The organism is Mesorhizobium sp. WSM4808, assembly GCF_055811675.1.
The window spans coordinates 99847-123538 of record NZ_JBVVQX010000015.1 but is presented as its reverse complement, the minus strand read 5'-3'; the positions used below and the strand labels follow the sequence as shown (position 1 = coordinate 123538).

At 62.4% G+C, this 23692-nt stretch carries 20 protein-coding genes; 16 read left to right on the top strand and 4 right to left on the bottom strand.

Annotated elements, in window-relative coordinates; all coding sequences use genetic code 11:
- Position 1: 1 nt before the first annotated feature.
- Complete coding sequence (uraH, locus tag AC0L2U_RS25150) at positions 2–376, bottom strand: hydroxyisourate hydrolase (RefSeq protein WP_127328582.1); 375 nt, start codon at positions 374–376, stop codon at positions 2–4.
- Positions 377–579: 203 nt separating this feature from the next.
- Between uraH and puuE the strand changes: the two genes are divergently transcribed.
- From puuE to AC0L2U_RS25075, 15 genes are all read left to right on the top strand, one after another.
- Complete coding sequence (gene puuE, locus AC0L2U_RS25145; RefSeq protein ID WP_473602801.1) at positions 580–1998, top strand: allantoinase PuuE; 1419 nt, start codon at positions 580–582, stop codon at positions 1996–1998.
- Positions 1999–2008: 10 nt separating this feature from the next.
- The gene (locus tag AC0L2U_RS25140; protein ID WP_292453307.1) at positions 2009–2872 is read left to right on the top strand and encodes a bifunctional allantoicase/(S)-ureidoglycine aminohydrolase; all 864 of its coding nucleotides are present in this window, start codon (positions 2009–2011) and stop codon (positions 2870–2872) included.
- Entirely contained in the window at positions 2869–3360 is a 492-nt protein-coding gene (locus AC0L2U_RS25135; protein WP_473602800.1) for an ureidoglycolate lyase, read from the top strand. Before AC0L2U_RS25140 ends, AC0L2U_RS25135 begins: the two co-directional genes overlap by 4 nt.
- Positions 3361–3427: 67 nt before the next feature.
- Positions 3428–4021 carry a nucleoside deaminase gene (locus AC0L2U_RS25130; RefSeq protein ID WP_127328578.1) on the top strand — a complete coding sequence of 198 codons (594 nt, stop codon included), beginning with the start codon at positions 3428–3430 and terminating at the stop codon, positions 4019–4021.
- 82 nt (positions 4022–4103) lie between these two features.
- Positions 4104–6089 carry a CocE/NonD family hydrolase gene (locus AC0L2U_RS25125; protein ID WP_473602799.1) on the top strand — a complete coding sequence of 662 codons (1986 nt, stop codon included), beginning with the start codon at positions 4104–4106 and terminating at the stop codon, positions 6087–6089.
- Between the two features lie 154 nt (positions 6090–6243).
- Entirely contained in the window at positions 6244–7830 is a 1587-nt protein-coding gene (locus AC0L2U_RS25120) for an ABC transporter substrate-binding protein (protein ID WP_127397243.1), read from the top strand.
- 15 nt (positions 7831–7845) lie between these two features.
- Positions 7846–8805 (top strand): ABC transporter permease, encoded by a 960-nt coding sequence (locus AC0L2U_RS25115; RefSeq protein ID WP_127397242.1) that lies wholly within the window; start codon positions 7846–7848, stop codon positions 8803–8805.
- 9 nt (positions 8806–8814) lie between these two features.
- Positions 8815–9639 (top strand): ABC transporter permease, encoded by an 825-nt coding sequence (locus tag AC0L2U_RS25110; RefSeq protein ID WP_127268157.1) that lies wholly within the window; start codon positions 8815–8817, stop codon positions 9637–9639.
- Positions 9639–11294 carry an ABC transporter ATP-binding protein gene (locus AC0L2U_RS25105; RefSeq protein ID WP_127808227.1) on the top strand — a complete coding sequence of 552 codons (1656 nt, stop codon included), beginning with the start codon at positions 9639–9641 and terminating at the stop codon, positions 11292–11294. Before AC0L2U_RS25110 ends, AC0L2U_RS25105 begins: the two co-directional genes overlap by 1 nt.
- A gap of 182 nt (positions 11295–11476) precedes the next feature.
- Positions 11477–13066 carry an ABC transporter substrate-binding protein gene (locus tag AC0L2U_RS25100; RefSeq protein ID WP_127268159.1) on the top strand — a complete coding sequence of 530 codons (1590 nt, stop codon included), beginning with the start codon at positions 11477–11479 and terminating at the stop codon, positions 13064–13066.
- 86 nt (positions 13067–13152) lie between these two features.
- Positions 13153–14004 (top strand): alkaline phosphatase family protein, encoded by an 852-nt coding sequence (locus tag AC0L2U_RS25095; RefSeq protein WP_164873920.1) that lies wholly within the window; start codon positions 13153–13155, stop codon positions 14002–14004.
- A gap of 168 nt (positions 14005–14172) precedes the next feature.
- Positions 14173–14739, top strand: coding sequence for a sigma-70 family RNA polymerase sigma factor (locus AC0L2U_RS25090; protein ID WP_127268161.1), 567 nt, complete (start codon positions 14173–14175; stop codon positions 14737–14739).
- On the top strand, positions 14736–15404 hold the full coding sequence (locus AC0L2U_RS25085) for an anti-sigma factor (RefSeq protein WP_473602798.1): 669 nt from the start codon (positions 14736–14738) through the stop codon (positions 15402–15404). Before AC0L2U_RS25090 ends, AC0L2U_RS25085 begins: the two co-directional genes overlap by 4 nt.
- A complete protein-coding gene (locus AC0L2U_RS25080) occupies positions 15394–16824 on the top strand; it encodes a S8 family serine peptidase (RefSeq protein WP_127808229.1) in 1431 nt (476 codons plus the stop codon). The genes AC0L2U_RS25085 and AC0L2U_RS25080 overlap by 11 nt, the downstream gene beginning before the upstream one ends.
- A 500-nt stretch (positions 16825–17324) precedes the next feature.
- Positions 17325–19514, top strand: coding sequence for an adenylate/guanylate cyclase domain-containing protein (locus AC0L2U_RS25075; RefSeq protein WP_473602797.1), 2190 nt, complete (start codon positions 17325–17327; stop codon positions 19512–19514).
- A gap of 11 nt (positions 19515–19525) precedes the next feature.
- Here the strand turns inward: AC0L2U_RS25075 and AC0L2U_RS25070 are convergent, their stop codons facing one another.
- The 3 genes from AC0L2U_RS25070 to AC0L2U_RS25060 all read right to left on the bottom strand — a co-directional run bounded on the left by AC0L2U_RS25070 (position 19526) and on the right by AC0L2U_RS25060 (position 21885).
- Entirely contained in the window at positions 19526–20044 is a 519-nt protein-coding gene (locus AC0L2U_RS25070; protein ID WP_127320817.1) for a YHS domain-containing (seleno)protein, read from the bottom strand.
- A gap of 13 nt (positions 20045–20057) precedes the next feature.
- Positions 20058–20648, bottom strand: a complete 591-nt coding sequence (locus AC0L2U_RS25065) for an ankyrin repeat domain-containing protein (protein ID WP_127320823.1) — start codon at positions 20646–20648, stop codon at positions 20058–20060.
- Between the two features lie 214 nt (positions 20649–20862).
- Positions 20863–21885 (bottom strand): substrate-binding domain-containing protein, encoded by a 1023-nt coding sequence (locus AC0L2U_RS25060; RefSeq protein ID WP_127808231.1) that lies wholly within the window; start codon positions 21883–21885, stop codon positions 20863–20865.
- A 363-nt stretch (positions 21886–22248) separates the two neighbouring features.
- On the opposite strand from AC0L2U_RS25060, the gene AC0L2U_RS25055 reads away from it, so the two are divergent.
- On the top strand, positions 22249–23604 hold the full coding sequence (locus AC0L2U_RS25055) for an ABC transporter substrate-binding protein (RefSeq protein WP_473602796.1): 1356 nt from the start codon (positions 22249–22251) through the stop codon (positions 23602–23604).
- Positions 23605–23692: the final 88 nt, after the last annotated feature.

Sequence of the window (23692 nt, the reverse complement as noted above, 5' to 3'; positions counted from 1 at the left end):
CTCAGCTCCCCCTGTACGTCGAGTAGCCGTAGGGCGAGACCAGCAGCGGCACATGATAGTGCACGGGCTCGGCCATGCCGAAGCGGATCGGTATCACATCGAGAAAGGCCGGTTTCGGCAGGCTCGACCCCTGCTGGCGCAAATAATCGCCCGCGGCGAAGACCAGTTCGTATTCGCCGGTGCGGAACTCCGCGCCGGCGAGCAGCGGCTTGTCGCAACGGCCGTCGGCATTGGTGACAACGGTCTTCAAATGTGTCCGTGCCTTGCCGTCGAGGTGATAAAGCGCGATCGACAGTCCCGCCGCCGGCTTGCCGGTCGCCGTGTCGAGGACATGGGTCGTCAGACGCCCGCCATCGGCATTCGACGTTTCTGCCATTGGCCGCCTCCCATTTCCGGTACGAGCGAATTGGCCCGGTACGATCAAGTATCAACAGTGAATTGTGCGCCAATTAAAGGCGATGCATAAGTCCCGGTCGAGCGGAGTGCGACAAAAACACTTTCAAAAATTTTCGGGGGAATGCGAGAAGCGCCCTTTCGATACTCTGATCATACTTCGGGCCGTGCCCGGCGGGAGGGACGATGCGTTACAGCAGAGACATGCGCGGCTATGGAGCCAATCCGCCGGACCCGAAATGGCCTGGCGGCGCACATGTCGCCGTGCAGTTCGTCGTCAACTACGAGGAAGGCGGCGAGAACTGCATGCTGCATGGCGACAAGGCGTCCGAAGCCTTCCTGTCGGAAATCGTCGGCGCGGCACCCTGGGTGGGCCAGCGTCACTGGAACATGGAATCAATCTACGAATACGGTGCCCGCGCCGGCTTCTGGCGGCTGCTGCGGCTGTTCACCGAGTCGCAAGTGCCGATCACCTGCTACGGCGTCGCCACCGCACTCGCCCGTTCGCCGGATCAGGTGGCGGCCATGCAGGAAGCCGGCTGGGAGATCGCCTCGCACGGGCTGAGATGGATCGACTACCGCGACCACAGCGCCGAGGATGAGCGCCGCGACCTCGAGGCGGCGATCAAGCTGCATTACGAAGTGACCGGCGCGCGCCCGACCGGCTGGTATACGGGTCGCACATCGATCAACACAGTGCGGATTGTGGCAGAAGAAGGCGGTTTCGACTATGTGTCGGACACCTATGACGACGAGCTGCCCTACTGGTTCGAGCATGAGGGCGGCGCGCAGCTCATCATTCCCTATACGCTCGATGTCAACGACATGCGGTTCGCCACGCCGCAAGGTTTCAATTCGGGCGACCAGTTCTTTGCCTATTTGAAGGACAGCTTCGATACGCTCTATGCCGAGGGCCAGGCCGGCCGGCCGCGCATGATGAACATTGGCCTGCATTGCCGCCTCGTCGGGCGGCCGGGCCGGGTGGCGGCGCTGAAGCGCTTCGTCGACTATGTGAAGTCGCACGACAAGGTCTGGCTGGCGAGGCGCATCGACATCGCCAGGCACTGGCAAGAGGTCAATCCTTATCAACCGCCGGCGCTCCGCCCATCGAAGATGGAATTCGAGACCTTCGTCCACACGTTCGGCGGCGTGTTCGAGCATTCGCCCTGGATCGCCGAACGCGCCTATGAACTGGAACTGGGCCCGGCGCATGACACCTCAGGCGGTCTGCACAATGCGCTTTGCCGCATCTTCCGGTCCGCCAGCGAAACCGAGCGGCTTTCGGTGCTCAACGCCCATCCCGACCTTGCCGGCAAGCTGGCCAAGGCCAAACGGCTGACGGCGGAATCGACCAGGGAACAGGCCTCGGCCGGCCTCGACGCGCTGACCGACAAGGAGCGCGAACTGTTTTCCAAGCTGAACGCCGCCTACGTCACCACCTTCGGCTTCCCCTTCATCATCGCGGTGAAGGGCAAGACGAGGCAAGAAATCCTGGCGGAGTTCGAGGCGCGCATCGGCAACAATCGCGGCGTTGAATTCGAGACCGCCTGCAAACAGGTCGAGCGCATCGCACTGCTCCGCCTCAAGGACATGCTTCCGCAATAGGTTTGAACCCATGGATACGATCAGGATGCCCGAGCGAACCTATTACGCACCACATGGCGGCCTCCCCGGCCAGAGCGAGCTTCTGACCGGTCGCGCCGTCTTCACCCAGGCCTATGCCGTCATTCCTCGGGGTGTGATGCAGGATATCGTCACCAGTGCCTTGCCGTTCTGGGACGAGACCCGCGTCTGGATATTGTCGCGACCGCTGTCGGGTTTTGCCGAGACGTTCTCGCAATACATAGTCGAGGTTGCGCCAGGCGGCGGCAGCGACCGGCCGGAACCCGATGCCGGTGCCGAAGGCGCGCTGTTCGTGGTCGAAGGCGAGCTGACGGTTCTGCTTGAGGGCAAAAAGCATAGTTTAAGACCCGGCGGCTTTGCCTTCCTGCCGCCGGCCAGCGGCTGGAAGGTTCGCAACGAAGGCAAAGCCGATGTTCGCTTCCACTGGATTCGCAAGGCTTACGAGGCGGTCGACGGTCTCGATGTGCCGGAGGCCTTCTTCGCCAACGAACAGGAGATCGCGCCGACGCCGATGCCCGGCACCGAGGGCCGCTGGGCGACGACGCGTTTCGTCGATCCAGCCGATTTGCGCCACGACATGCACATGACCATCGTCACGCTTGAACCGGGTGCGGTCATTCCCTTCGCCGAGACCCATGTCATGGAGCACGGGCTCTATGTGCTGGAAGGCAAGGCGGTCTATCGCCTCAACCAGGACTGGGTCGAGGTCGAGGCCGGCGACTATATGTGGCTGCGCGCCTTCTGCCCGCAGGCCTGCTATGCCGGCGGCCCGGGCAAATTCCGCTATCTGCTCTACAAGGACGTCAACCGGCACGCCAAGCTCGGCGGCGCCGGTGTCCCTGGGCGGACGCCGTGACGCGGATCATTGCGCGGCCGCTGACCCGCGAGAGCTTTGCTCCGTTCGGCGACGTCATCGACATGGGCGGCGACAACCACTACCCGATCAATGGCGGCCGCGCGGAACGCTATCACGATCTGGCGACCGCCGAGGCGATCGGACCGAATGCCCGCGTGCTAATCTCGATGGTGCGCGGCACGCCTTACGAACTGCCGCTGAAGCTGAGCATGGTCGAGCGCCACCCCTTCGGCAGCCAGGCCTTCATCCCGCTGTCGCCGCGTCCATTCCTGGTCGTCGTCTGCCATGACGGCAAGCAAGGGCCTGATGAGCCGCATGCCTTCATCACCGCACCCAGCCAAGGCATCAATTACCGGCGCAATCTCTGGCATGGCGTGCTGACGCCGCTCGGCGAGCCTCAGGATTTCCTGATCGTCGACCGTGGCGGCGACGGCTCCAACCTCGAAGAGTTCCATTTCTCGCACGCCTACGAGATCCATCTCCCTTAATTTTTTGTGCGTGTCGTTACCCCAAACCCGGGGGCACTTTGGGCGACATGCGGCAGGAGACCCCCTGATGACGGATATTTCGCTGATCGACCGCCTGCTCGACGTTATCGAGCACGACATCGTGCCGAAGACGGCCGACGGCGTCACCCATGGCAACAAGCTGTTCGGCGCCGCGATCCTGCGCAAGGACGACCGGTCGCTGGTGCTGGCCGAAACCAACAACGAGATGGAAAACCCGCTCTGGCACGGCGAGGTGCACTGCCTGAAGCGCTTCTACGAAATGCCCAGGGCTGAACGCGTCGACACGAAAGACGCCATCTTCATCGCCACGCACGAACCCTGCTCGCTCTGCCTGTCGGCTATCACCTGGACCGGCTTCGACAATTTCTACTATCTGTTCAGCCACGAGGATTCGCGCGACAGCTTTGCCATCCCGCACGATCTGAAAATCCTGAAAGAGGTCTTCACCCTCGATCCCGGCGGTTACAACGCCGAAAACGCCTACTGGAAGAGCTTTTCCATTCGCCGGCTGGTGCGAGCTTTGCCCGAGGCCGAACGGCAACGGCTGGAAACACGTATCGGCGCGATTTCGGCGCGCTACGATGAGTTGTCCGGCGTCTATCAGGCGAATAAGGACGATAACGACATTCCGCTGAATTGACGCGGATTGACCAGCCGAATTCGTTGGCTGGCCCACGACGCGACCCCACCGGCTCCATCATCTGGCGATCCTGGAGCATGCCATGAAAACAGTCACCGAATTTTCCCGCAAGGTCGTCGAATTCCCGGACATGGGGATCGTCATGCCGGACGGCTGCCGGCTCTCGGCGCGGGTGTGGATGCCGGAGGATGCGGGCGACGATCCGGTGCCGGCGATCCTCGAACACCTGCCCTACCGCAAGCGCGACGGCACCATCTTTCGCGATCAGCTGACGCATCCCTATTTCGCCGGCCACGGCTATGCCTCGATCCGCGTCGACATGCGCGGCAATGGCGATTCCGAAGGGCTGATGGACGACGAGTATTCCGAGCAGGAATTGCAGGACGCCTGCGACGTCATCGCCTGGGCGGCAAGCCAGCCCTGGTGCAACGGCAATGTCGGCATGATGGGCATTTCCTGGGGCGGCTTCAACTGCCTGCAGGTGGCGGCCAAGCAGCCGCCGGCGCTGAAAGCCGTGATCAGCCTATGCTCGACCGTCGACCGCTATGCCGACGACATCCACTACAAGGGCGGCTGCCTGCTGATCGAGAACTTCGGCTGGGCCTCGACCATGCTGTCCTACTCGTCGCGGCCACCGGACCCGCTGCTGGCCGGCGACAACAGATGGCGCGATCTGTGGCTGACCCGGCTGGAGAACCAATCCTTCCTGGCGCCGCTGTGGCTGAAACACCAGCACCGTGATGCCTACTGGAAGCGCGGCTCGATCTGCGAGGATTTCTCCGCCGTCAAAGCCGCGGTGCTGTCGATCGGCGGCTGGCATGACGGCTACCGCAACACGGTCTCGCATCTGGCCAGCAACATCGAAGCCCCGGTCAAGGGCATTATCGGGCCATGGATCCACAAATACCCGCACTACGCAGGACCAAAACCCGCCATCGGCTTCCTGCAGGAGGCTCTGCGCTGGTGGGACCGCTGGCTGAAGGGTGTCGACACCGGTGTCGAGTCCGACCCGGCCTACCGCGCCTATGTCATGGACAGCGTGCGCCCAGCGCGCTGGCACCCCGAGCGGCCTGGCCGCTGGGTGGCGGAGCAGGAATGGCCATCGTCCAACATCAAGACGCAGACGGTCGATCTGATCCCCGCAACGGAAAAACCCGCCATCGTGGCCTCGCCGCAAAGCTGCGGCCTGGCCGGCGGCGAGTATTTTCCTTTCACCTTCGGCCCCGAACTGCCTGGCGATCAGCGCCCCGACGATGCCCTGTCGGCGTGTTTCGACCAGCCGGAACTCAGCGAGCCGATCGACATCGTCGGCGCCCCGGAGGTCGAGCTGCAGCTATCCTCTGATCGTACGCAGGCCAACATCGCGGTCCGGCTTTGCGATGTGCATCCCGACGGCGCCTCGGAGTTGATCTCCTATGGCGTACTCAATCTGACCCACCGCAATTCGCACGAATTTCCGGAGGCGCTGGTGCCGGGTGAAACCGTGTCTGCGCGCGTAGTGCTCGATCAATGCGCCTACCGCGTGCCTGCCGGCCACCACCTGCGCGTTGCCGTTTCGAACGCCTATTGGCCTGCCATCTGGCCGTCGCCGGAGCCGGTCCGTCTGACCTTGTCGGCGGCGACGCTCCGCTTGCCGCTGCGGCCGCTGGCGACAGACGACGAAGCGGCGTTCGCCGAGCCGGAAGGTGCCACTCCCTGGGCAACGGAGACGATCCGCGCCAGCAATTCCGAGCGCCATATCGATCGTGACGAAAAGACGGGAATCGTGACGCTTTCCATCGTTGATGATTTCGGCGAGGTGCGCGATCTCGCTCATGGCCTGGCCAATGGCAGCATCGCCCGCGAGACTTGGACGATCCACCCCGATGATCCGCTGTCGGCCTCGGGGAAGACGCACTGGACGCAGACCCTGTCGCGAAACGGATGGTCGGTACGCACCGAAACGACAGCCGAAATGCGGTCGGACGCGCAAAACTTCATCGTCAGCGCCAGAATCGAGGCCTATGAGGACGAAACGCTCGTCTTCGAGCGCAATTTCGAGGAGAAGGTGCCGCGCGCGCTTCTTTGAGCACCGAGTTCATTGGTCCAATTGCGACGTACGATTTACGCCACGGCATGTCGCATTCGGTCTTGCTTACCGCTTTCCCTTGCGGTCATTATTCTCCTCACAAGAAATAAGAAAAACGACCGCAGAGTCGAACCAACAGAGTGAGGAACTCAAAATGTCGAACGAACTGGAATTTCTTAGCCGGCGTGTCGCGTCGGGCAAACTGAGCCGTCGTGATTTTCTCGGCCGGGCGGCGGCGCTCGGTATCTCCGCGCCCTTCGCCAACTCGCTGCTTTCAAGCGCTGCACGCGCGGCAGGTCCGGTCAAGGGCGGTACACTGAAAGCCGGACTTGTCGGCGGCGAGTCCACCAACAGCCTTGATCCGGCACTGTTCATGACTCAGGTGCCGTTCGCCTTCGGCAAGATGTGGGGCGAATTGATCGTCGAGCTTTCGCCGGAAGGCAAGCTCGAGAACCGCATCGCCGAGGAGATCGGCTCGTCGGACGACGCCAAGGTGTGGACGCTGAAGATCCGCGACGGCGTCGAATTCCACAACGGCAAGACGGTGACCGCCGAGGATGTGGCCGCCACACTTGAGCGCCATTCCGACGAGAAGTCGAAATCCGGCGCGCTCGGCTACATGAAGGGCATCGAGACCATCAAGGCCAGCGGCAAGGAAGTCGTGCTGACCCTGAAGGAAGCCAATGCCGATCTGCCCTATTTGCTCAGCGACTACCACCTGATCGTCCAACCGAATGGCGGCAAGGACAAGGCCGACGCAGGCATCTCGGCCGGTCCTTACAAGGTCACGACCAATGAGCCCGGCGTGCGCCATGGCGGCGAGCGTTTCGCCAATTACTGGCAGGGCGACAAGATGGGCCACGCCGACCAGATCGAGATCATCGTCATCAATGATGCGACGGCGCGCACGGCCGCCCTGCAGGGCGGCCAGGTCAATATGATCAACCGCGTCGAGCCAAAGATCGTCGATCTGATCAAGCGCCTGCCGGGCGTCACCATCCGCAACCACGCGGGTCCCGGCCACTATGTCTTCATCGCGCATTGCAACACCGCACCCTTCGACAACAACGATCTGCGCATGGCGCTCAAGCTGGCCATCGACCGCGAAGAAATGCTCGACAAGATCCTGCGTGGCTACGGTTCGATCGGCAACGACTTCCCGATCAACGCTTCCTACCCGCTGTTCAGCGATATCGAGCAACGGAAATACGATCCCGACAAGGCCAAGTTCCACTTCAAGAAGTCGGGCCATGACGGGGCCGTGCTGCTACGGACTTCCGACGTCGCCTTCCCCGGCGCCGTGGATGCCGCGCAACTCTATCAGCAGAGCGCGGCCAAGGCCGGCATCAAATTGGAGATCAAACGCGAACCGGGCGACGGCTACTGGTCGGAAGTCTGGAACAAGCAGCCCTTCTGCGCCTCCTACTGGGGCGGCCGCTCGACGCAGGACCAGATGTACTCGACCGCCTATCTGTCGACGGCGGACTGGAACGACACGCGTTTCAAGCGCCCGGATTTCGACAAGATGGTGCTGGCGGCCCGGGCCGAACTTGACGAGACCAAGCGCAAGGCGATGTACCACGACATGGCTGTCATGGTCCGCGACGAAGGCGGCCTGATCCTGCCGATGTTCAACCAGTTCATCGACGCAACAGGCGCCAAGGTCGACGGCTGGGTCGACGATCCACATCAGGAGCTGATGAACGGTTACGCCTTGGCGAAGTGCTGGCTGCAGGCCTGAGCCGGCTTTGCGGATATGTCTTCACCCATCCTGAAACTGATTGCCCAGCGCATCGCGCTGGGCATTCTCCTCTTGTTGGCCGTTTCGGTCCTGATTTTCGCCGGCACGCAGATCCTGCCCGGCGATGTCGCGCAAGCCATTCTTGGGCAATCGGCGACACCGGAGTCGCTCGCCAATCTGCGCGAGCAGCTCGGCCTCAACGATCCGGCCTATATCAGGTATTTCCGCTGGCTCGGCGGGGTGGTGACAGGTGACCTGGGTACCGCCATGTCGAGCGGCCAGGATATCGCCACGTCGATCAAGGGACGGCTGTGGAACACGCTGTTTCTCGCCTTCTGGGCGGCGATCGTCGCCGTGCCGCTGGCGATCATTCTCGGCCTGATCGCGGTGCGCTACCGCAATGGCTGGGTCGACAAGCTGATCTCCGGGCTGGCGCTGGCCTCGACCTCCTTTCCCGAGTTCTTCATCGGCTATGTGCTGGTCTATTTCTTCGCCGTGAAATGGCAAATCTTCCCTGGCATCTCGACCGTCTATGACGGCATGCCTTTTGGCGAGCGCATGCAGGCGATCGCTCTGCCGGCGGCCGCGCTGACGCTGGTCGTGCTCGCCCACATGATGCGCATGACACGCGCGGCGATCCTCAATGTCATGCAGTCGGCCTATGTCGAGACGGCGGAACTGAAGGGCCTGTCGGCCTTCAACGTCATCCGCAAGCACGCCTTCCCCAATGCCATCGCGCCGATCATCAACGTCGTCATGCTCAACCTCGCCTACCTGATCGTCGGCGTCGTCGTGGTCGAGGTGATTTTCGTCTATCCGGGCATGGGGCAGTATCTGGTCGACCACGTCACCAAACGCGACGTGCCGGTGGTGCAGGCGGTCGGCCTGATCTTCGCCGCCGTTTATATCAGCCTGAATATCATTGCGGACATAGCGGCGATCGTCGCCAATCCGCGTCTCAGACATCCGAAATAGGGGGCGGATATGCTCGATATCAAACGCATCCCCCTCCCCGCGCTGATCGGGATCGTGCTGACGGCATTGTTCGTGCTGGCGGCGATCTTCGCCCCCTGGATCGCGCCGCACGGCAATGGCGAAATCGTCGGCGACGTCTGGGAACCGATGTCGGCTGCCCATTTGCTGGGCACCGACAATCTCGGCCGCGATCTTCTGTCTCGCATGATCTACGGCGCCCGCATCACTTTGTTCATCGCGGTGCTGGCCACCGCACTGTCATTCTCGCTCGGCGCCATCCTCGGCTTCTCGGCGGCCGTCTTCGGCGGCTGGTTCGACACGCTGCTGTCGCGCCTCGTCGATCTCTTGATGTCGATCCCGACGCTGATCATGGGTCTCGTCGTGCTGTCAGTGCTGCCGACCAATCTGGTGACGCTGATCCTGGTGATGGGCATTCTGGATTCGACCCGCGTCTATCGCCTGTCGCGCGCGGTCGCCGTCGACATCAACGTCATGGACTATGTCGAGGCGGCGAAACTGCGTGGTGAGGGCAGCGGCTGGATCATCTTCCGCGAGATCCTTCCCAACGCATTGTCGCCGCTGGTTTCGGAACTCGGCCTACGCTTCATCTATGCCGTGCTGTTCCTGTCGACGCTGTCGTTCCTCGGCCTTGGCGTGCAGCCACCGGACGCCGACTGGGGCGGCATGGTCAAGGAAAACAAGGATGGCATCGTCTTCGGCATCGCGGCCGCGCTTATCCCGGCGGCGGCGATCGCCCTGTTGGCGATTTCCGTCAACCTGGTTGCCGACTGGGTGCTCAACCGGACGACCAGCCTCAAGGGAGGACGCGGGTGATGGCCGACACCAAAGCGAAATCAGGCCTGCTGCTCGACATCCGCAACCTGCGCATCGAAGCCACCGTCTTCCCGCCCGGCGAGCCGCCAAAGAACATCGTGTTGGTGCACGATGTCTCGCTGACGCTTGAAAAAGGCAAGGTGCTCGGCCTGATCGGCGAGTCCGGCGCCGGCAAGTCGACCATCGGCCTGTCGTCGATGGGCTATGGCCGCGGCGGCGTGCGCATCACCGGCGGCGAGGTGATCCTGAACGGTCGCGACATCCTCAAGGGCGGCAAGGACGGCTTCCGCAAATTACGCGGCCGCGAGGTCTGCTATGTCGCGCAATCGGCGGCAGCCGCCTTCAACCCGGCGCACCGGCTGATGGACCAGGTGGTGGAAGCCACGCTGCTGCACGGTACGGCAACGCGGGCCGAGGCCGAGAAGCGCGCGGTTGCGCTGTTCAAGAAGCTCAGCCTGCCGAACCCTGAAACCATCGGCGAGCGCTTTCCGCACCAGGTTTCGGGTGGCCAGTTGCAGCGCGTGATGACGGCGATGGCGCTGTGCTCCGAGCCGGACCTGATCGTCTTCGACGAGCCGACAACGGCGCTCGACGTGACGACGCAGATCGACGTGCTGGCGGCGATCAAGGATGCCATCCGCGACACCCATGTCGCTGCGCTCTACATCACCCACGACCTTGCCGTCGTCGCCCAGGTCTCAGACGAGATCATGGTGCTGCGCCATGGAAGGCTGGTCGAATGGGGCGGCACAAGGCAGATCATCAAGGAGCCGCGCCAGGAATACACCAATGCGCTGGTCTCGGTGCATGAGATCGAGCATCAGGAGCAGAAACCCGGCACGTCGCCATTCCTGTCGGTGAAGAACGTCACCGCCGCCTATGGCCGCAGCGACATCAAGGTGCTGAAGAACGTCTCGGTCGACATCTATCCGGGTCAGACGCTGGCCGTCGTCGGCGAGTCAGGCTCCGGCAAATCGACGCTGGCACGCGCCATCACTGGCCTGCTGCCGCCCGAACAGGGCACCGTCACCTTCGACGGGCGTCCGCTGGCAAATCGGCTGGCCGACCGGCCGAAGGAAGATTTGCGCCAGTTGCAGATGATCTACCAGATGGCCGACGTGGCGATGAACCCGCGCCAGACCGTCGGCACCATCATCGGCCGGCCGCTCGAATTCTATTTCGGCATACGCGGCCGCGAGCGCGACAGGCGCGTCGCCGAACTGCTCGACAAGATCGAGATGGGCAAGGGCTTTTCCGACCGCTATCCGGCCGAACTTTCCGGCGGCCAGAAACAGCGTGTCTGCATTGCCCGATCGCTTGCCGCCAAGCCGAAGCTGATCATCTGCGACGAGGTGACCTCTGCGCTCGATCCGCTGGTCGCCAACGGCATCCTCAAGCTGCTGCTCGATTTGCAGAAGGAGGAGAACGTCGCCTACCTCTTCATCACGCACGACCTCGCCACGGTGAAGTCGATCGCCGATTCGATCGCGGTTATGTATCGCGGCGAGGTGGTGCGCTACGGCCCCAAGAGCCAGGTGCTAAGCCCGCCCTTCGACGCCTACACCGACCTGCTGCTCTCCTCGGTTCCAGAGATGGAAATCGGCTGGCTGGAAAAGGCAATCAAGGGACGGCGCATGACCAGCGCGGGCAACTAAAGCAATTCGGGGAAACTGGAACCGGTTCTCCCAGAAGAAGCGCATGGCGCTTCCCCTGGGAATTGCACCAGACCAAGCCGCCACATGGGGCGCCGGCGACCGTCATCCGGATGCAACACAAGAGCGCCAAACGTCCTTCGGGACGAGCGCTGCTCGCACGACTTTTAAAACAGGGGTAGGACATGAAGACTGAACTCGATTATCTCGCCGAACTCGCCGGTCAAGGCCGGATATCGCGCCGCGCCTTTCTTGGGCGCGCCGCCGCGCTCGGCGTATCGGCGGCCCTGATGCCGGCGCTGGCCGGCAAGGCATTTGCCCAGACGGCGGTGAAGGGCGGTATCATCAAGGCCGGTCTGCAGGGCGGTGAATCCACCAACAGCCTCGATCCGGCGCTGAACCTCAGCCAGGTTACCTTCAGCTTCGGCAAGCTTTGGGGCGAGTATCTCGTGCGCCTCACCCCGGACAACAAGCTGGTCAACCTGATTGCCGAGGAGATTGGCGCCTCGGCCGACGCCAAGACATGGACAATCAAGATCCGCGACGGCATCGAGTTCCACAATGGCAAGACGGTCGGCGCGGAGGATGTTGCTGCCACCATTGAGCGCCATGCGGACGAGAAGTCCAAGTCCGGAGCACTCGGCATCCTCAAGAACATCAAGGGGATCAAGGCGAGCGGCAAGGAGGTCATCGTCACGCTCGGCGACGCCGATGCCGACTTCCCCTATCTGATGGCCGACTACCATCTCACCATCCAGCCGAATGGCGGCAAGGACGATCCGAACGCCGGCATCAGCGCCGGTCCCTATAAGGTTAGCGTCAACCAGCCCGGCGTGCGCCATGGCGGCGAGCGCTTCGCCAATTACTGGCTGGGCGACAAGGCCGGCCATGCCGACCAGGTCGAGATCATCGTCATCAATGACGCGACCGCACGGCTTGCCGCCCTGCAGGGCGGCCAGGTGCACATGATCAACCGCGTCGAGCCGAAGGTCGTCGATCTGGTCAAGCGCATCGCGGGCGTCTCCATCGAGAACGTCTCGGGCAAGGGCTACTATCCGTTCAACATGTTCTGCGACACCGCCCCCTTCGACAGCAACGATCTGCGGATGGCGCTGAAGCTTGCCATGGACCGCGACGAGATGCTGGAAAAGATCCTGCGCGGCTATGGCTCGGTGGGTAACGACTTCCCGATCAACGAGGCCTATCCGCTGTTTTCCGCCGACATCGAGCAGCGCAAGTTCGATCCGGACAAGGCGGCGGCAGCCTATAAGAAATCGGGCCACAGCGGCTCGATCGTGCTGCGCACCTCGGACGTCGCCTTCCCGGGCGCCGTCGATGCCGCACAGCTCTATCAGCAGTCCTGCGCCAAAGCCGGCATCAAGATCGAGATCAAGCGCGAGCCCGGCGACGGCTACTGGTCGGAGGTCTGGAACAAGCAGCCTTTCTCGCTCTCCTACTGGGGCGGACGCGCGACGCAGGACCAGATGTATTCCACCGGCTATGTCTCGACCGCCGACTGGAACGACACGCGCTTCAAGCGGCCGGAATTCGACAAGATGCTGTTTACCGCGCGCGGCGAGCTCGACCAGGCCAAGCGCCAGGCGATCTACCACGACATGGCAGTGATGATGCGTGACGAAGGCGGGCTGATCGTGCCCTTCTTCAACCAGTTCATCGACGCGGCCGCCACCAGCAAGATCGGCGGCTATGCCAAGAGCCCTATCGGCGAAATGATGGACGGCTACGCGCTTGCCGAGTGCTGGCTCAACGCTTGAGCGGACTCTGATCGTCCGATTTCATCTAGCAAGAACGCCGTGTGCCCAAGACGGCACACGGCGTTCCCGTTTCAACCGCCAACCGCATGGAGCAGCCCGTGGCGCTCAAGTCCAAGCTTCTGCTGATCATCCTCGACGGCGTGCCTTACCGGAACTGGCGCCGGCTGATGGGCAATCTCGAAGGCTGGGTGCAATCGGGCGAGGCGCGCGTCTGGAAGATACGCTCGGTGCTGCCGTCGACCTCGGCCTGCTGCTATGCGTCGATCCACACCGGGGTCTCACCGCAGGTGCACGGGATTCTCTCCAACGAGAACCGGTTCCGCGTCGAGCAGCCCGATATCTTCTCCGAAGTCAGCAAGGCAGGCGGCAAGACGGGGGCGGTGACCCATTCCTACTGGTCGGAATTCTTCCGCGGCTATCCGTTCGACCTGGTCGAGGACATGGAATTCGACGAGCCAGGCGGGCCGATCACGCATGGCCGCTTCCACACCATGACCGGGTACAATCTTCGCAACCAGATGACGCCGAGCGATGTCGACCTGTTCGCGACGCTGACGATGCTGACGAAACGCCATGGCATCGACTACGGCATCCTGCACACCTGCACGCTGGACTCGATGGGACACCGCTTCGGCCACGACTGCCACGAGATGGACCATGCCGTCTATGCGATGGACGGGATGCTGGCCGCCTTCCTGCCGCGCTGGATCGAAGCCGGCTATGAGGTGATCGTCACCGCCGATCACGGCCAGACCGATCGTGGCCATCATGGCGGCCATGACGACGAGATGCAGGATTTCGCGCTGTACTATTTTGGACAAGGTAAGGGTCCGCAGGCCGACACGCTGCTCGACCAGCTGCAGCTGGCGCCGACAGTGCTGAGCCGGCTGGGTGTGGCAATACCGGAGACGATGAAGGCTAAATCTTTCTTGGAGTGAGCGGGCGCGCAGAACTCTTCCCTTCCCCCCTTGTGGGGGAAGGGAAGACCCTGCCTCTGGCAACACTTCCTTACTTCGGTTAGCCTCCGCAAAATTCCTTGGCGGAGGATGAACCTTTTTGGACCGATCAGCGACAGAGCAGACAGGAGCCAGGCGGCTCGACCGGCCATGACGGCAGCGACGGAGACCGATCGCGCTCTCGTCGACCGGGTCGCGAAGGGCGACCGTGCCGCCGTGCGGCTCCTGTTCATGCGTCACCACGCGCGGGTCTACCGCTTCGTGGCGCGCCAGACGGGATCGGAAATGATGGCCGACGATATCGCCAACGAAGTCTTCCTCGAGCTATGGCGCCAGGCGCCCGGCTTCGAAGGGCGTTCCGAAGTCTCGACATGGCTGCTCGGCATCGCCCGTTTCAAGGCGCTGTCCTTTCTGCGCAAGAAGAAGGAAGACTGGATCGACGACGAGGCCGCCGCCGCGGTGCCCGATGGCGCGGACACGCCGGAAGTCGTCACCATGAAGGAAGACAAGGCCGCCGCCCTGCGGCGCTTCGTCGACACCTTGCCCGAAGAGCATCGCGTGGTCATCGATCTTGCCTATTATCACGGACAGTCGGTGAGCGAGATCGGCGAGGTGCTCGACATTCCGGTCGCCACCGTCAAGACCCGGATGTTCTACGCCCGCAAGAAACTCGGCGAGGCCCTCAAGGCCGCCGGTTACGACAGGGGGTGGCCATGAGCGCCGCTGAAAAGATGTCGCGCCGCGACGAAATGGAAACGCTGCTGCCATTCTACCTGAACGGCTCGCTGGAAGGTTCCGACCTGGAAGCGGTCGAGGAGTGGCTGGCCAGCGATCCGGCCGCACTTGCCGCCCTTGGCGAGGCTGAAGCCGAATTCTCCGGCGCCACGGCCGACAACGAAGCAATCCGGCCGCCGGCCGATGCGCTCAGCCGCTTTGCCAAGGCACTCGACGCCGAGGCCGGGCCTGCGCGCAAGCCGGCAGGATCGTCCTGGCTGGCGCAGGCCTGGGGCCGCTTCATGGCGGTGCCGGTCGGTGTCGCCTGGGCGGCAGCCGCGGTTCTGCTGGCTCTGGTCATGGTGCAGTCGTTTGTCGAACCCGGCGGCAAGGGCAATGATTTCGAGATTGCCGGCGCGCAAGACGATCCGGCGAAAATGCCGTTCGCCCTGGTCAAGTTCAAGCCGGATGCCAAGATGTCGGACATTTCCGCCTTCCTCGGCAGCAACGGGCTGAAGATCATCGGCGGACCGACCGCCGACGGCGTGTTCCGGCTTGGCATTCCGGCCGCGACAGCTGCCGACTACAACAAGCAAATCGGCCTTGTTGCCGCCCAGGCTTTCACGGAAACTGTGATCGAGGGAAGGAAACCCGTTGATGGCGGCTGAGGCGGTCATTCGATTTGCGGCAGTGCTTGCGACGGCGATGGCAATCGTCGTGCCCGCGTCGGCGCAGACCAACGACCCCAATCCAGACCAGACGAAAATCGACTGCCGCAACGGGACCAACGCGGCGGGCGCCGATTGCGCCAAGGATGGCAATGACACAAAGAGCGGATCGGACGCAGGCCAATCCGGCGCGGTCTTCCTGCCGGCGCTGATCGTCGACCTGTTTCCCAACCCGGCGGCGTCTCCAACACCGGTACCGACGCCCCGGCCGGCGCCCGCAACGCCGCCGGCCGATACTCAAGCCGGCCCCCCGCCCGGTGGCCCGATCGTCTCGCCGACCGATCTTATTGCCGTTCAGCCGCCGCGCGCGGTGGTTGGCGATTTCGTGCCCGACGAGGTGCTGGTGACCGTCGACGGCGATGCCGGCGCTGTCCAGCAGATCGCCGCCTCCTTCGGCCTGCAGGTGCGCTCGCAGCGCCAGTCGCTTCTGCTTGGCACCACGCTGGTGCGCTTCGGCATTCCCGACGGCCGGCCCGTCGGCGTCGTGCTGGCGCAACTGGCCGCCGACGGCCGCACCCAGCGGCGCGAGCCCAACCATGTCTATTCGCTGCAGCAGGCCGCCGGCATCGTCAACTATGCGTTCGATCGTATCGCGCTCGATGCCAAGCAGGCGAGTGGCGAAAACGTCCGCATCGCGGTGATCGACACTGGCATCGACGACACCAACCCGGCGCTGTCGGGCGTCATTGCCGGGCAGTTCGACGCCATGCCCGACGTGCCGATCGAAAAGCGCGATCACGGCACGTCGATCGACGGGCTGATCGCCGGCGTCGGCGTGCTGGAAGGCATGGCGCCGGGCGCAAAGATCTATCACGCCCGCGCCTTCGAGGGCGGCAAGTCGACCATGGACGTCATCCTGTCGGCGCTCGACTGGGCGGCGGAACAGGACGTGCGCATCATCAATATGAGCTTCGTCGGGCCGAAGAACGATTTGCTCGGCGTCGCCTGCCGCAATGCCCGCGCACTCGGCATGGTGCTGGTCGCCGCAGCCGGCAACAACGGGCCGAAGGCGCCCTATGGCTATCCGGCGGCTTTCGATGGTGTCATCGCAGTCACCGCCACTGATGCCAAGGACGGGCTGATGCCGCAGGCCAATCGCGGCGCCTATGTCTTCATCTCGGCGCCCGGCGTCGAGATGGTGGCGCCGAGCGGCGGCGGTTCGGACGTGGTCACCGGCACCTCGTTTGCGGCGGCGATCGTGAGCGGCGCCATCGCCAATCTCATCCATGCCGCGCCCGATCGCTCGGCCGACGACATCGAGAAGGCGCTCGCGGCGACGGCCAGGGATCTCGGCCCCAAGGGACGCGACGATGATTTCGGCTACGGTCTGCTGGACATCAGGGCGGCGGCGAGGGAATAAGGTCAGTCAAAGTGGGTTTGGGTCAAAACTCTATCAAGTGACTGCCGTCAATGGCTGAGATGGGTGGGCAGCGGAAGCCCGAGGCTGGCACCGAGCAGCAACTACATTAACCAGAAACAGTCATCCGCCACCGTTGTCGAATGACCGGGATGAGGCCGGAAGCTGACGGTCGGCTTTCAACTGTTAAAGGGGTGGAAGCGGACTTTCAGAACTTGGGGAGCATCGACGCGATCTGACCCATTCCGGTCATTCCCAGAGCATTTCGGCGTCTCCAAAGCGGACACTCAAACCAAGCCGGCGCTGATGACCTAAGCGGACATCTTGTCGAGAGAGCATTCCGTTCAGATTCGTGGGTGGAAGGTCCGGCGCGTTGCCATTCCGAGTAACACCGCCCCTCTAGCTGTGCCGTAACACGGTCGCGCACACTCGCGTCCGAAGCAGGACTAGAATAGGCTGGAGCCAAAGCCGCTTGGACCGACCAGGGAAGGCGCAGGGCACGTATGGAGCGACGGCTTACAGCAATACTTGCTGCCGACGTGGTTGGTTACAGCCGCCTCATGGGCGAGGACGAGGTAGGAACGCTTGAGGGACTGAAGAGCTGCCGTCGCGAACTGATCGACCCCGAGATCAAGAAACACCACGGCCGCATAATCAAGCTAATGGGCGACGGCGCGCTCGTCGAGTTCGCCAGCGTCGTCGATGCCGTCCAGTGTGCTGCTGTGATCCAGCGCCGGATGGTCGACCGCAACAAGGGTATCCCCGAAGCCCGGCAGCTCCGGTTTCGCATCGGCGTCAATCTCGGCGACGTCATCGTAGAGGGCGACGACATCTATGGAGATGGCGTGAATATCGCGGCGCGCCTGGAAGCGATGGCCGAGCCAGGCGGTGTTTGCATCTCCGGGACGGCGTTCGATCACGCGGTGCACAAAGTGGATGTCGGCTTTGCGGATCTCGGAGGGCAGCGCCTCAAAAATATCGCCGATTCGGTTCGCGCCTATCGGGTTCTGCTCGATCCCGGAGACGCGGGGAAGATCTTAGCGGCGCCAAGCCGGCCAGGTTCCCCCATCATGATAGGAGTAGCAGCGCTGCTCGTCGTCTTGCTTGCAGGCATTTTTGCATGGCAATGGCAAAAACTCTCCGCGCTCGAAAAGCCCTCCATTGCAGTACTGCCGTTTACGAACCTGAGCGGCGATCCTGGCCAGGACTATTTTGCCGACGGCATCACTGAAGATTTGATCACCGATCTTGCGAAGCTTTCCGGGCTCGATGTGATCGCCCGTAACTCCGTCTTCGCCTACAAAGGAACCTCCCCCGTTTTGGCAGATATTGGGCGTGACCTTGGCGTGCAATTTGTCGTTGACGGCAGCGTGAGGCGGACCGGCGATCAAATCCGCCTCAACGCGCAGCTCATCGATATCGCCACTGGCGACAATCTATGGGCTAATCGGTTCAATCGCGGCATCGCGGACGTGTTTGCGGTCCAGGACGAGATGAGCCGGGAAATCGCCAAGGCGCTTGGCGTCCAAGCTTCGGCAGCCGAGAGAGAGCGAATGGCACGCCCGCCGACTGCAAATCTCGAAGCCTATGATACCTACCTCCGTGCGGAGCGGGAGGCGCGCACCGGTCGAGGCGACGGATTGCGCGAGGCGCTTGCGCTGTATGAGAAGGCGCAGAAGCTCGACCCCACCTTCGCCGAGGCCTTTGCCGCCGACGCACGGCTGAGTGTCTATCTTTGGCGGACTGCCTCCGATGATATCATTCAGAGCGCGCTTGCGCGAAAGAGAGCATATGAGAAGGCAAGCCGTGCTTTGGAGCTCGATTCGGATTTTTCATCGCCCTACGCCGTTCTCGGGATTATGCAGGTCATGGATCGCCGCTATGAAGATGCGATCACCTCGGCGGAGCGTGCTGTCGCATTAGGCTCCGGAGACGCTGCGACGGAAATTGCCGTTGGTTATATCCAGCTGTTCGCCGGCAACCATAACAAAGCGGCATTGGCGGTCGAGACGGCATTGAAACTTGATCCCAATCTGGCTCCGATAGACCGGGAGGTTGTCGGGGTTGTCTTGCTTTTGCTCGGGGACATCAGGAAAGCCATTGAGACTCTCGAGCGCGCTCGCGACGATGCTCCAGAGGCGGGCAGCCTGAGGATTCTGCTCGCAGCGGCCTATGCCCGCGCCGGCCGCACAGAGGACGCCAAAGCGGCGATTGCGGACGGCCTCCGGCTGGTGACGAAGACCGAATCCTTGGCTCGACTGCGGTCGTTGGACGCGTTTCGGAATCACTATGCCCATCTTCGCAACGCTGAAGATTTGGCACCGCTCATCGACGCCCTCCGTCTGGCAGGACTTCCCGAATGGCCGTTCGGCTTCACCGCCGACGAACAGGACCGGTTGAACGGTGCGGAAATCGCATCTTTTGTTGTTGGCAAGACCTTGAAAGGCAACCTCGAACCGGACGGGCTTCCAGCCATTATGCAGATAGAACAGGACGGCACGGCAGTCTTCCGAACGATGACACGAATGCTCACCGAGAGGGTCTACGTCGATCGCGACCTCTTATGTGAGCATAGCGAAAATATGTTTGGGCGGCCCATCTGTGGTCCCGTCTACAGACGCAGGGACGCTGCCGGCAACGGGTATTCGTATGTCAATACAGGTATGGTGTTTCACTTCGTGACAGTGAATTGAGCTCGCAAGACTCAGGGGTTATTGATCAAGTTCCAATCCGGCACATCGACTGCCAACTTTGCTTCGACGATCGGCCATTTTGCATCGCCCTTCGGAACAAGATCATCGGCATTGTCCGCAAAGGCGGCCGCGTTCCCTTCGTCGTAGATCAAGTAGAGCTTGCCATCGATGATCTTGAATGCTTCCGGATCGACATTGACGGTGACGGATTCGTGGAGTGCGACCTCGCCCGCGCAGTAACCACCGTATTGAGGAGCGTATTTGGCAGGTTCGCTCATGAACATTTCCTTGTGTTCCTTGCTGGCGAAATGCCACGGCGTGCCAAGCCACTCATAGGAAAAGTCTTCGGAACCCTTCACGGCCTTGCCATCGGTGAAATAAGCGACCGTGTCGTAGCCCATGATCGCCACTCCGCCGAAGTAGCCGGTATTCACCGAGTCGGCCAAGGCAGAGCCTGCACCGGCCATCAAGGTGAGCGCACATATGACTGCCGACGCCGAATTGGAAACCAGTCTAGTCGATCTGTTCATCTGCGTTCTCCGTTCAATCGTGGATAGCTTCGCACTTCGCAGCGTTCGCTTCGCCAAGGACGTTCGCCTGGCACGTCGCGCCATGCCGTTTGAATAGTTTTATGATGTCGGTATTGCCTTTCCAGAACGCGCGGGTAATCGGCATGTAGCCATGACCCTCGGCATGGTTCACATCCGCACCTTGCGCAATGAGGAATTCTGCGAGTTCTACATGGTTTTCCTCACCCGCTATCACCAAGGGTGTGACCCCAGACTTGTTAGCCGAGTCTTCGAGCACCGCCCCCTGTTCGAGCAACAGCTTGGCGACTGGGAGACTTCCAGAAAAGGCAGCCGCGTGGAGGGGGGTAAACCCACCGGAATTGCGCGCCATGACGTCGGCGCCCTTGCTCAGCAGGAATTCCGCAATGGGAAGCTGATCGTCGAGAGCAGCAGCGATGAGGAGCGTTGCCTGGTCGCGTGCCCGGCTGTCGACGTCGGCACCGCCCGCCAAGGCTTGCTCCACGGCATTCTTGTCGCCGGCGGTGATGGAGTCGAACAACGGCTCACCTGCGACTACTCTTGTAGCCGCCAATACCAGCATAGTAAGTGCCAGCAGTCCGCGCATCATGTAGAATAGCATATTAGCTTCGACTTATTCAAGCTGCATTAGGCTCGTCGGGGCAAATGCCGGGGGACAGCGCGGCCGGATGTCTGCTTCCGGTCGGTCACGTGGCCCACTTCAACGGCTGGCTTGAGGCGCGTAGCGGCCACTAGCGTCGTGGAAGACGGACGTAGGCTTTGGGTCGAGCGCGATCGCTACAGGTGATTAAGTTCGGACCTCAGCCAGGCGCCCCTGCCACCGATCCCCGGACCACCAGGTCGACCGGCCAGACCTCGCCTCGCGCCCCCTCCTCCAGTCCTGAAATCCGCGCCGCCAGCCGCTCGGCGACACGGGCGCCGGCGAGACGGATCGATGAACGCGTCGTCGACAGCGGCACCGAGAAATTCTCCGGCCTCAGCCAGGGGAAGACGTCGTCATGGGCGATCAGCGAGACATCGCCGGGAATGCTCAGGCCGAGGTCGCGCACCGCGCGCACGACGCCCAGCGCCATGATCAGGCTGGAGCAGGCGATCGCCGTCGGCGCGTCGTCCTCTTCCAGCAAACGCCTGGTGGCGCGATAGCCGTTCTCCTCGGTCATATCGACCGAGCAGACATGGCGTTCGCTCAATGACAGTCCGCTCGCGGCGAGCGCCCGGCGCACGCCGCGTTCGCGATGGATGGCGAAGGTCTCGCGGTCGTCACCGTTGATCAGCGCCAGCCGCCGATGACCGAGCTGGATCAGCAGCCTGGCCGCCTCGTGGAAGGCGCCCTCATTGTCGATGTCGGTAAAAGCATAGTCGAAGTCGAAGCCCTCACTGCGGCCATGGACGATGAAGGGAATGCCGAGCGTGTTGACCAGCGCCACGCGTCGGTCAACGGGCCTTGGAGAGGAGATATAAACAGCGTCGACCTGCCGGTTGGCGACGATGCGCCGGTAGGTCGTCTCCTGGTCGTCGGCGTCGGCCGGCGACAGCACAAGGTCAAGCTCGTGCGAGCGGGCATAGTCACCAAGGCCGGACAGGAACTCGACGAAATGCGGATCGATGTCGACCGACGCACCGGTCGGCAGGACATAGCCGATCATGCCGGTCTTGCCGGTCGCCAGCCGGCGCGCGCTCGGATTGGGACGATAGCCATGGCGCTTGGCGGCATCCATGACACGCCTGCGCGTCTCCTCGTTGACCTCGGGATAGCCGTTCAGCGCACGGCTTACCGTGGTTTGCGAAAGTGCCAGCATATGGGCGAGCTGCTTGAGGTTCACGAAAGGTCTCCATTCCCTCAAAGCGCTTTTAAATTGAATCGACCCAAGTGCCAGCGGGGCCGAGCCATACCAAGCCGAACCATAGACGCGGTTCGGGCGTGTTTGAAACAAAAACTGCTGCTGCATCGCCATAATAGTATGTTGCAGCGCACTTTCGGGGGCGCAAATGCGCGAACCTAAATCGATTAATCCGCCGGCCTCTTGACTTCCCAGCAATTCAATGGCGTGATCGAAAAAGCCAAAGCGCTTTGGAAGACTCTTCGAAAGGTTGCGGTTCCTTTCCGACTGAGTCACAGTCCTGCGGCGTCGGCGGGCGGAATGGAGGTTCCGTCCGGTGTGTGAGACCCACTGGGAGGAATACCGATGAAGAAAATGCTTTTGCTGGGTGCTGCGTTTGCCACGTTCGCCCTGAACGCGCCCGCGCAGGCCGAACTGAAGTTCAAGCCCGGCGAAGACAAGCGCTTCAACTGGGCGAACTACGAAGAGCTCAAGAAAGTCGACCTCAAGGGTGAGACGCTGTCGATCTTCGGACCGTGGCGCGGCGAGGACGAAGGCCTGGTGCGCGGCGTTCTCGACTATTTCTCGGAAGCCACCGGCGTCGAGATCAAATACTCCTCCTCGGAGAATTACGAGCAGCAGATCGTCATCGATACGCAGGCCGGCAGCCCGCCGAACATCGCCGTGCTGCCGCAGCCGGGCCTCATTCAGGACCTGGCGTCGAAGGGCCTTTTGACGCCGCTCGGTGACGACACCGCCAAATGGGTCAAGGACAATTACGGTGCCGGCCAGTCATGGGTCGATCTCGGCACCTTCAAGGACAAGGACGGCAAGCCGGGCTTCTTCGCCTTCCCTTACAAGGCCGACGTGAAGTCGCTGGTCTGGTACTCGCCGGACAATTTCGAGGAAGCCGGCTACAAGGTGCCGAAGACGCAGGAAGAACTCGCCGATCTCGAAAAGAAGATCATCGCCGATGGCGGCAAGCCGTGGTGCATCGGCCTCGGCTCCGGCGGCGCCACCGGCTGGCCGGCGACTGACTGGGTCGAAGACCTGATGCTGCGCACCCAGCCTCCGGAGGTCTACGACAAATGGGTGAAGAACGAGATCCCGTTCAACGATCCGGCGGTGGTCAACGCCATCGACATTTTCGGCAAGATCGCGACCGACGACAAGATGGTCGACGGCGGCGCCAAGGCGGTTGCGGCGACCGACTTCCGCGACAGCCCGAAGGGCCTCTTTTCGGTGCCGCCGAAATGCTACCTGCACCACCAGGCATCGTTCATTCCGACCTTCTTCCCGGAAGGCACCAAGGTCGGCCAGGACGCGGACTTCTTCTACTTCTCCCCCTATGCCTCCAAGCCTGAACTGGGCACGCCCGTGCTCGGCGCCGGTACGCTGGCGATGATCACCAAGGACAGCAAGAGTGCGCGCGCGTTCATCGAATTCCTGAAGATGCCGCTCGCCCACGAGATCTGGATGGCCGAAGGCGGCTTCGTGACGCCGCTCAAGTCGGTCAACAAGGATGCCTATGCCAGCGACGCGCTGAAGAAGCAGGGCGAAATCCTCGCCAATGCCTCGACTTTCCGCTTCGACGGTTCCGACCTGATGCCGGGCAAGATCGGCGCCGGCGCCTTCTGGACCGGCATGATCGACCTGGTCGGCGGCAAGTCGGCGCAGGACGTCGCCACCGACATCCAGAAGAGCTGGGACGCCATCAAGTAGACGGCTGGCACGTAGACGACCAACCATTCTCGCACTGGATCCGGACCGTACTGGCCCGGATCCGACGGCGGCCCGTGCCGCAGCCTTT

Excerpts from the sequence above, each read along its gene's own strand:
- uraH (WP_127328582.1), bottom strand. The coding sequence starts at position 376 with ATGGCAGAAACGTCGAATGCCGATGGCGGGCGTCTGACGACCCATGTC.
- puuE (WP_473602801.1), top strand. The coding sequence starts at position 580 with ATGCGTTACAGCAGAGACATGCGCGGCTATGGAGCCAATCCGCCGGAC.
- AC0L2U_RS25140 (WP_292453307.1), top strand. The coding sequence starts at position 2,009 with ATGGATACGATCAGGATGCCCGAGCGAACCTATTACGCACCACATGGC.
- AC0L2U_RS25130 (WP_127328578.1), top strand. The coding sequence starts at position 3,428 with ATGACGGATATTTCGCTGATCGACCGCCTGCTCGACGTTATCGAGCAC.
- AC0L2U_RS25125 (WP_473602799.1), top strand. The coding sequence starts at position 4,104 with ATGAAAACAGTCACCGAATTTTCCCGCAAGGTCGTCGAATTCCCGGAC.
- AC0L2U_RS25120 (WP_127397243.1), top strand. The coding sequence starts at position 6,244 with ATGTCGAACGAACTGGAATTTCTTAGCCGGCGTGTCGCGTCGGGCAAA.
- AC0L2U_RS25115 (WP_127397242.1), top strand. The coding sequence starts at position 7,846 with ATGTCTTCACCCATCCTGAAACTGATTGCCCAGCGCATCGCGCTGGGC.
- AC0L2U_RS25110 (WP_127268157.1), top strand. The coding sequence starts at position 8,815 with ATGCTCGATATCAAACGCATCCCCCTCCCCGCGCTGATCGGGATCGTG.
- AC0L2U_RS25105 (WP_127808227.1), top strand. The coding sequence starts at position 9,639 with ATGGCCGACACCAAAGCGAAATCAGGCCTGCTGCTCGACATCCGCAAC.
- AC0L2U_RS25100 (WP_127268159.1), top strand. The coding sequence starts at position 11,477 with ATGAAGACTGAACTCGATTATCTCGCCGAACTCGCCGGTCAAGGCCGG.
- AC0L2U_RS25095 (WP_164873920.1), top strand. The coding sequence starts at position 13,153 with ATGGAGCAGCCCGTGGCGCTCAAGTCCAAGCTTCTGCTGATCATCCTC.
- AC0L2U_RS25090 (WP_127268161.1), top strand. The coding sequence starts at position 14,173 with ATGACGGCAGCGACGGAGACCGATCGCGCTCTCGTCGACCGGGTCGCG.
- AC0L2U_RS25085 (WP_473602798.1), top strand. The coding sequence starts at position 14,736 with ATGAGCGCCGCTGAAAAGATGTCGCGCCGCGACGAAATGGAAACGCTG.
- AC0L2U_RS25080 (WP_127808229.1), top strand. The coding sequence starts at position 15,394 with ATGGCGGCTGAGGCGGTCATTCGATTTGCGGCAGTGCTTGCGACGGCG.
- AC0L2U_RS25075 (WP_473602797.1), top strand. The coding sequence starts at position 17,325 with ATGGAGCGACGGCTTACAGCAATACTTGCTGCCGACGTGGTTGGTTAC.
- AC0L2U_RS25070 (WP_127320817.1), bottom strand. The coding sequence starts at position 20,044 with ATGAACAGATCGACTAGACTGGTTTCCAATTCGGCGTCGGCAGTCATA.
- AC0L2U_RS25065 (WP_127320823.1), bottom strand. The coding sequence starts at position 20,648 with ATGCGCGGACTGCTGGCACTTACTATGCTGGTATTGGCGGCTACAAGA.
- AC0L2U_RS25055 (WP_473602796.1), top strand. The coding sequence starts at position 22,249 with ATGAAGAAAATGCTTTTGCTGGGTGCTGCGTTTGCCACGTTCGCCCTG.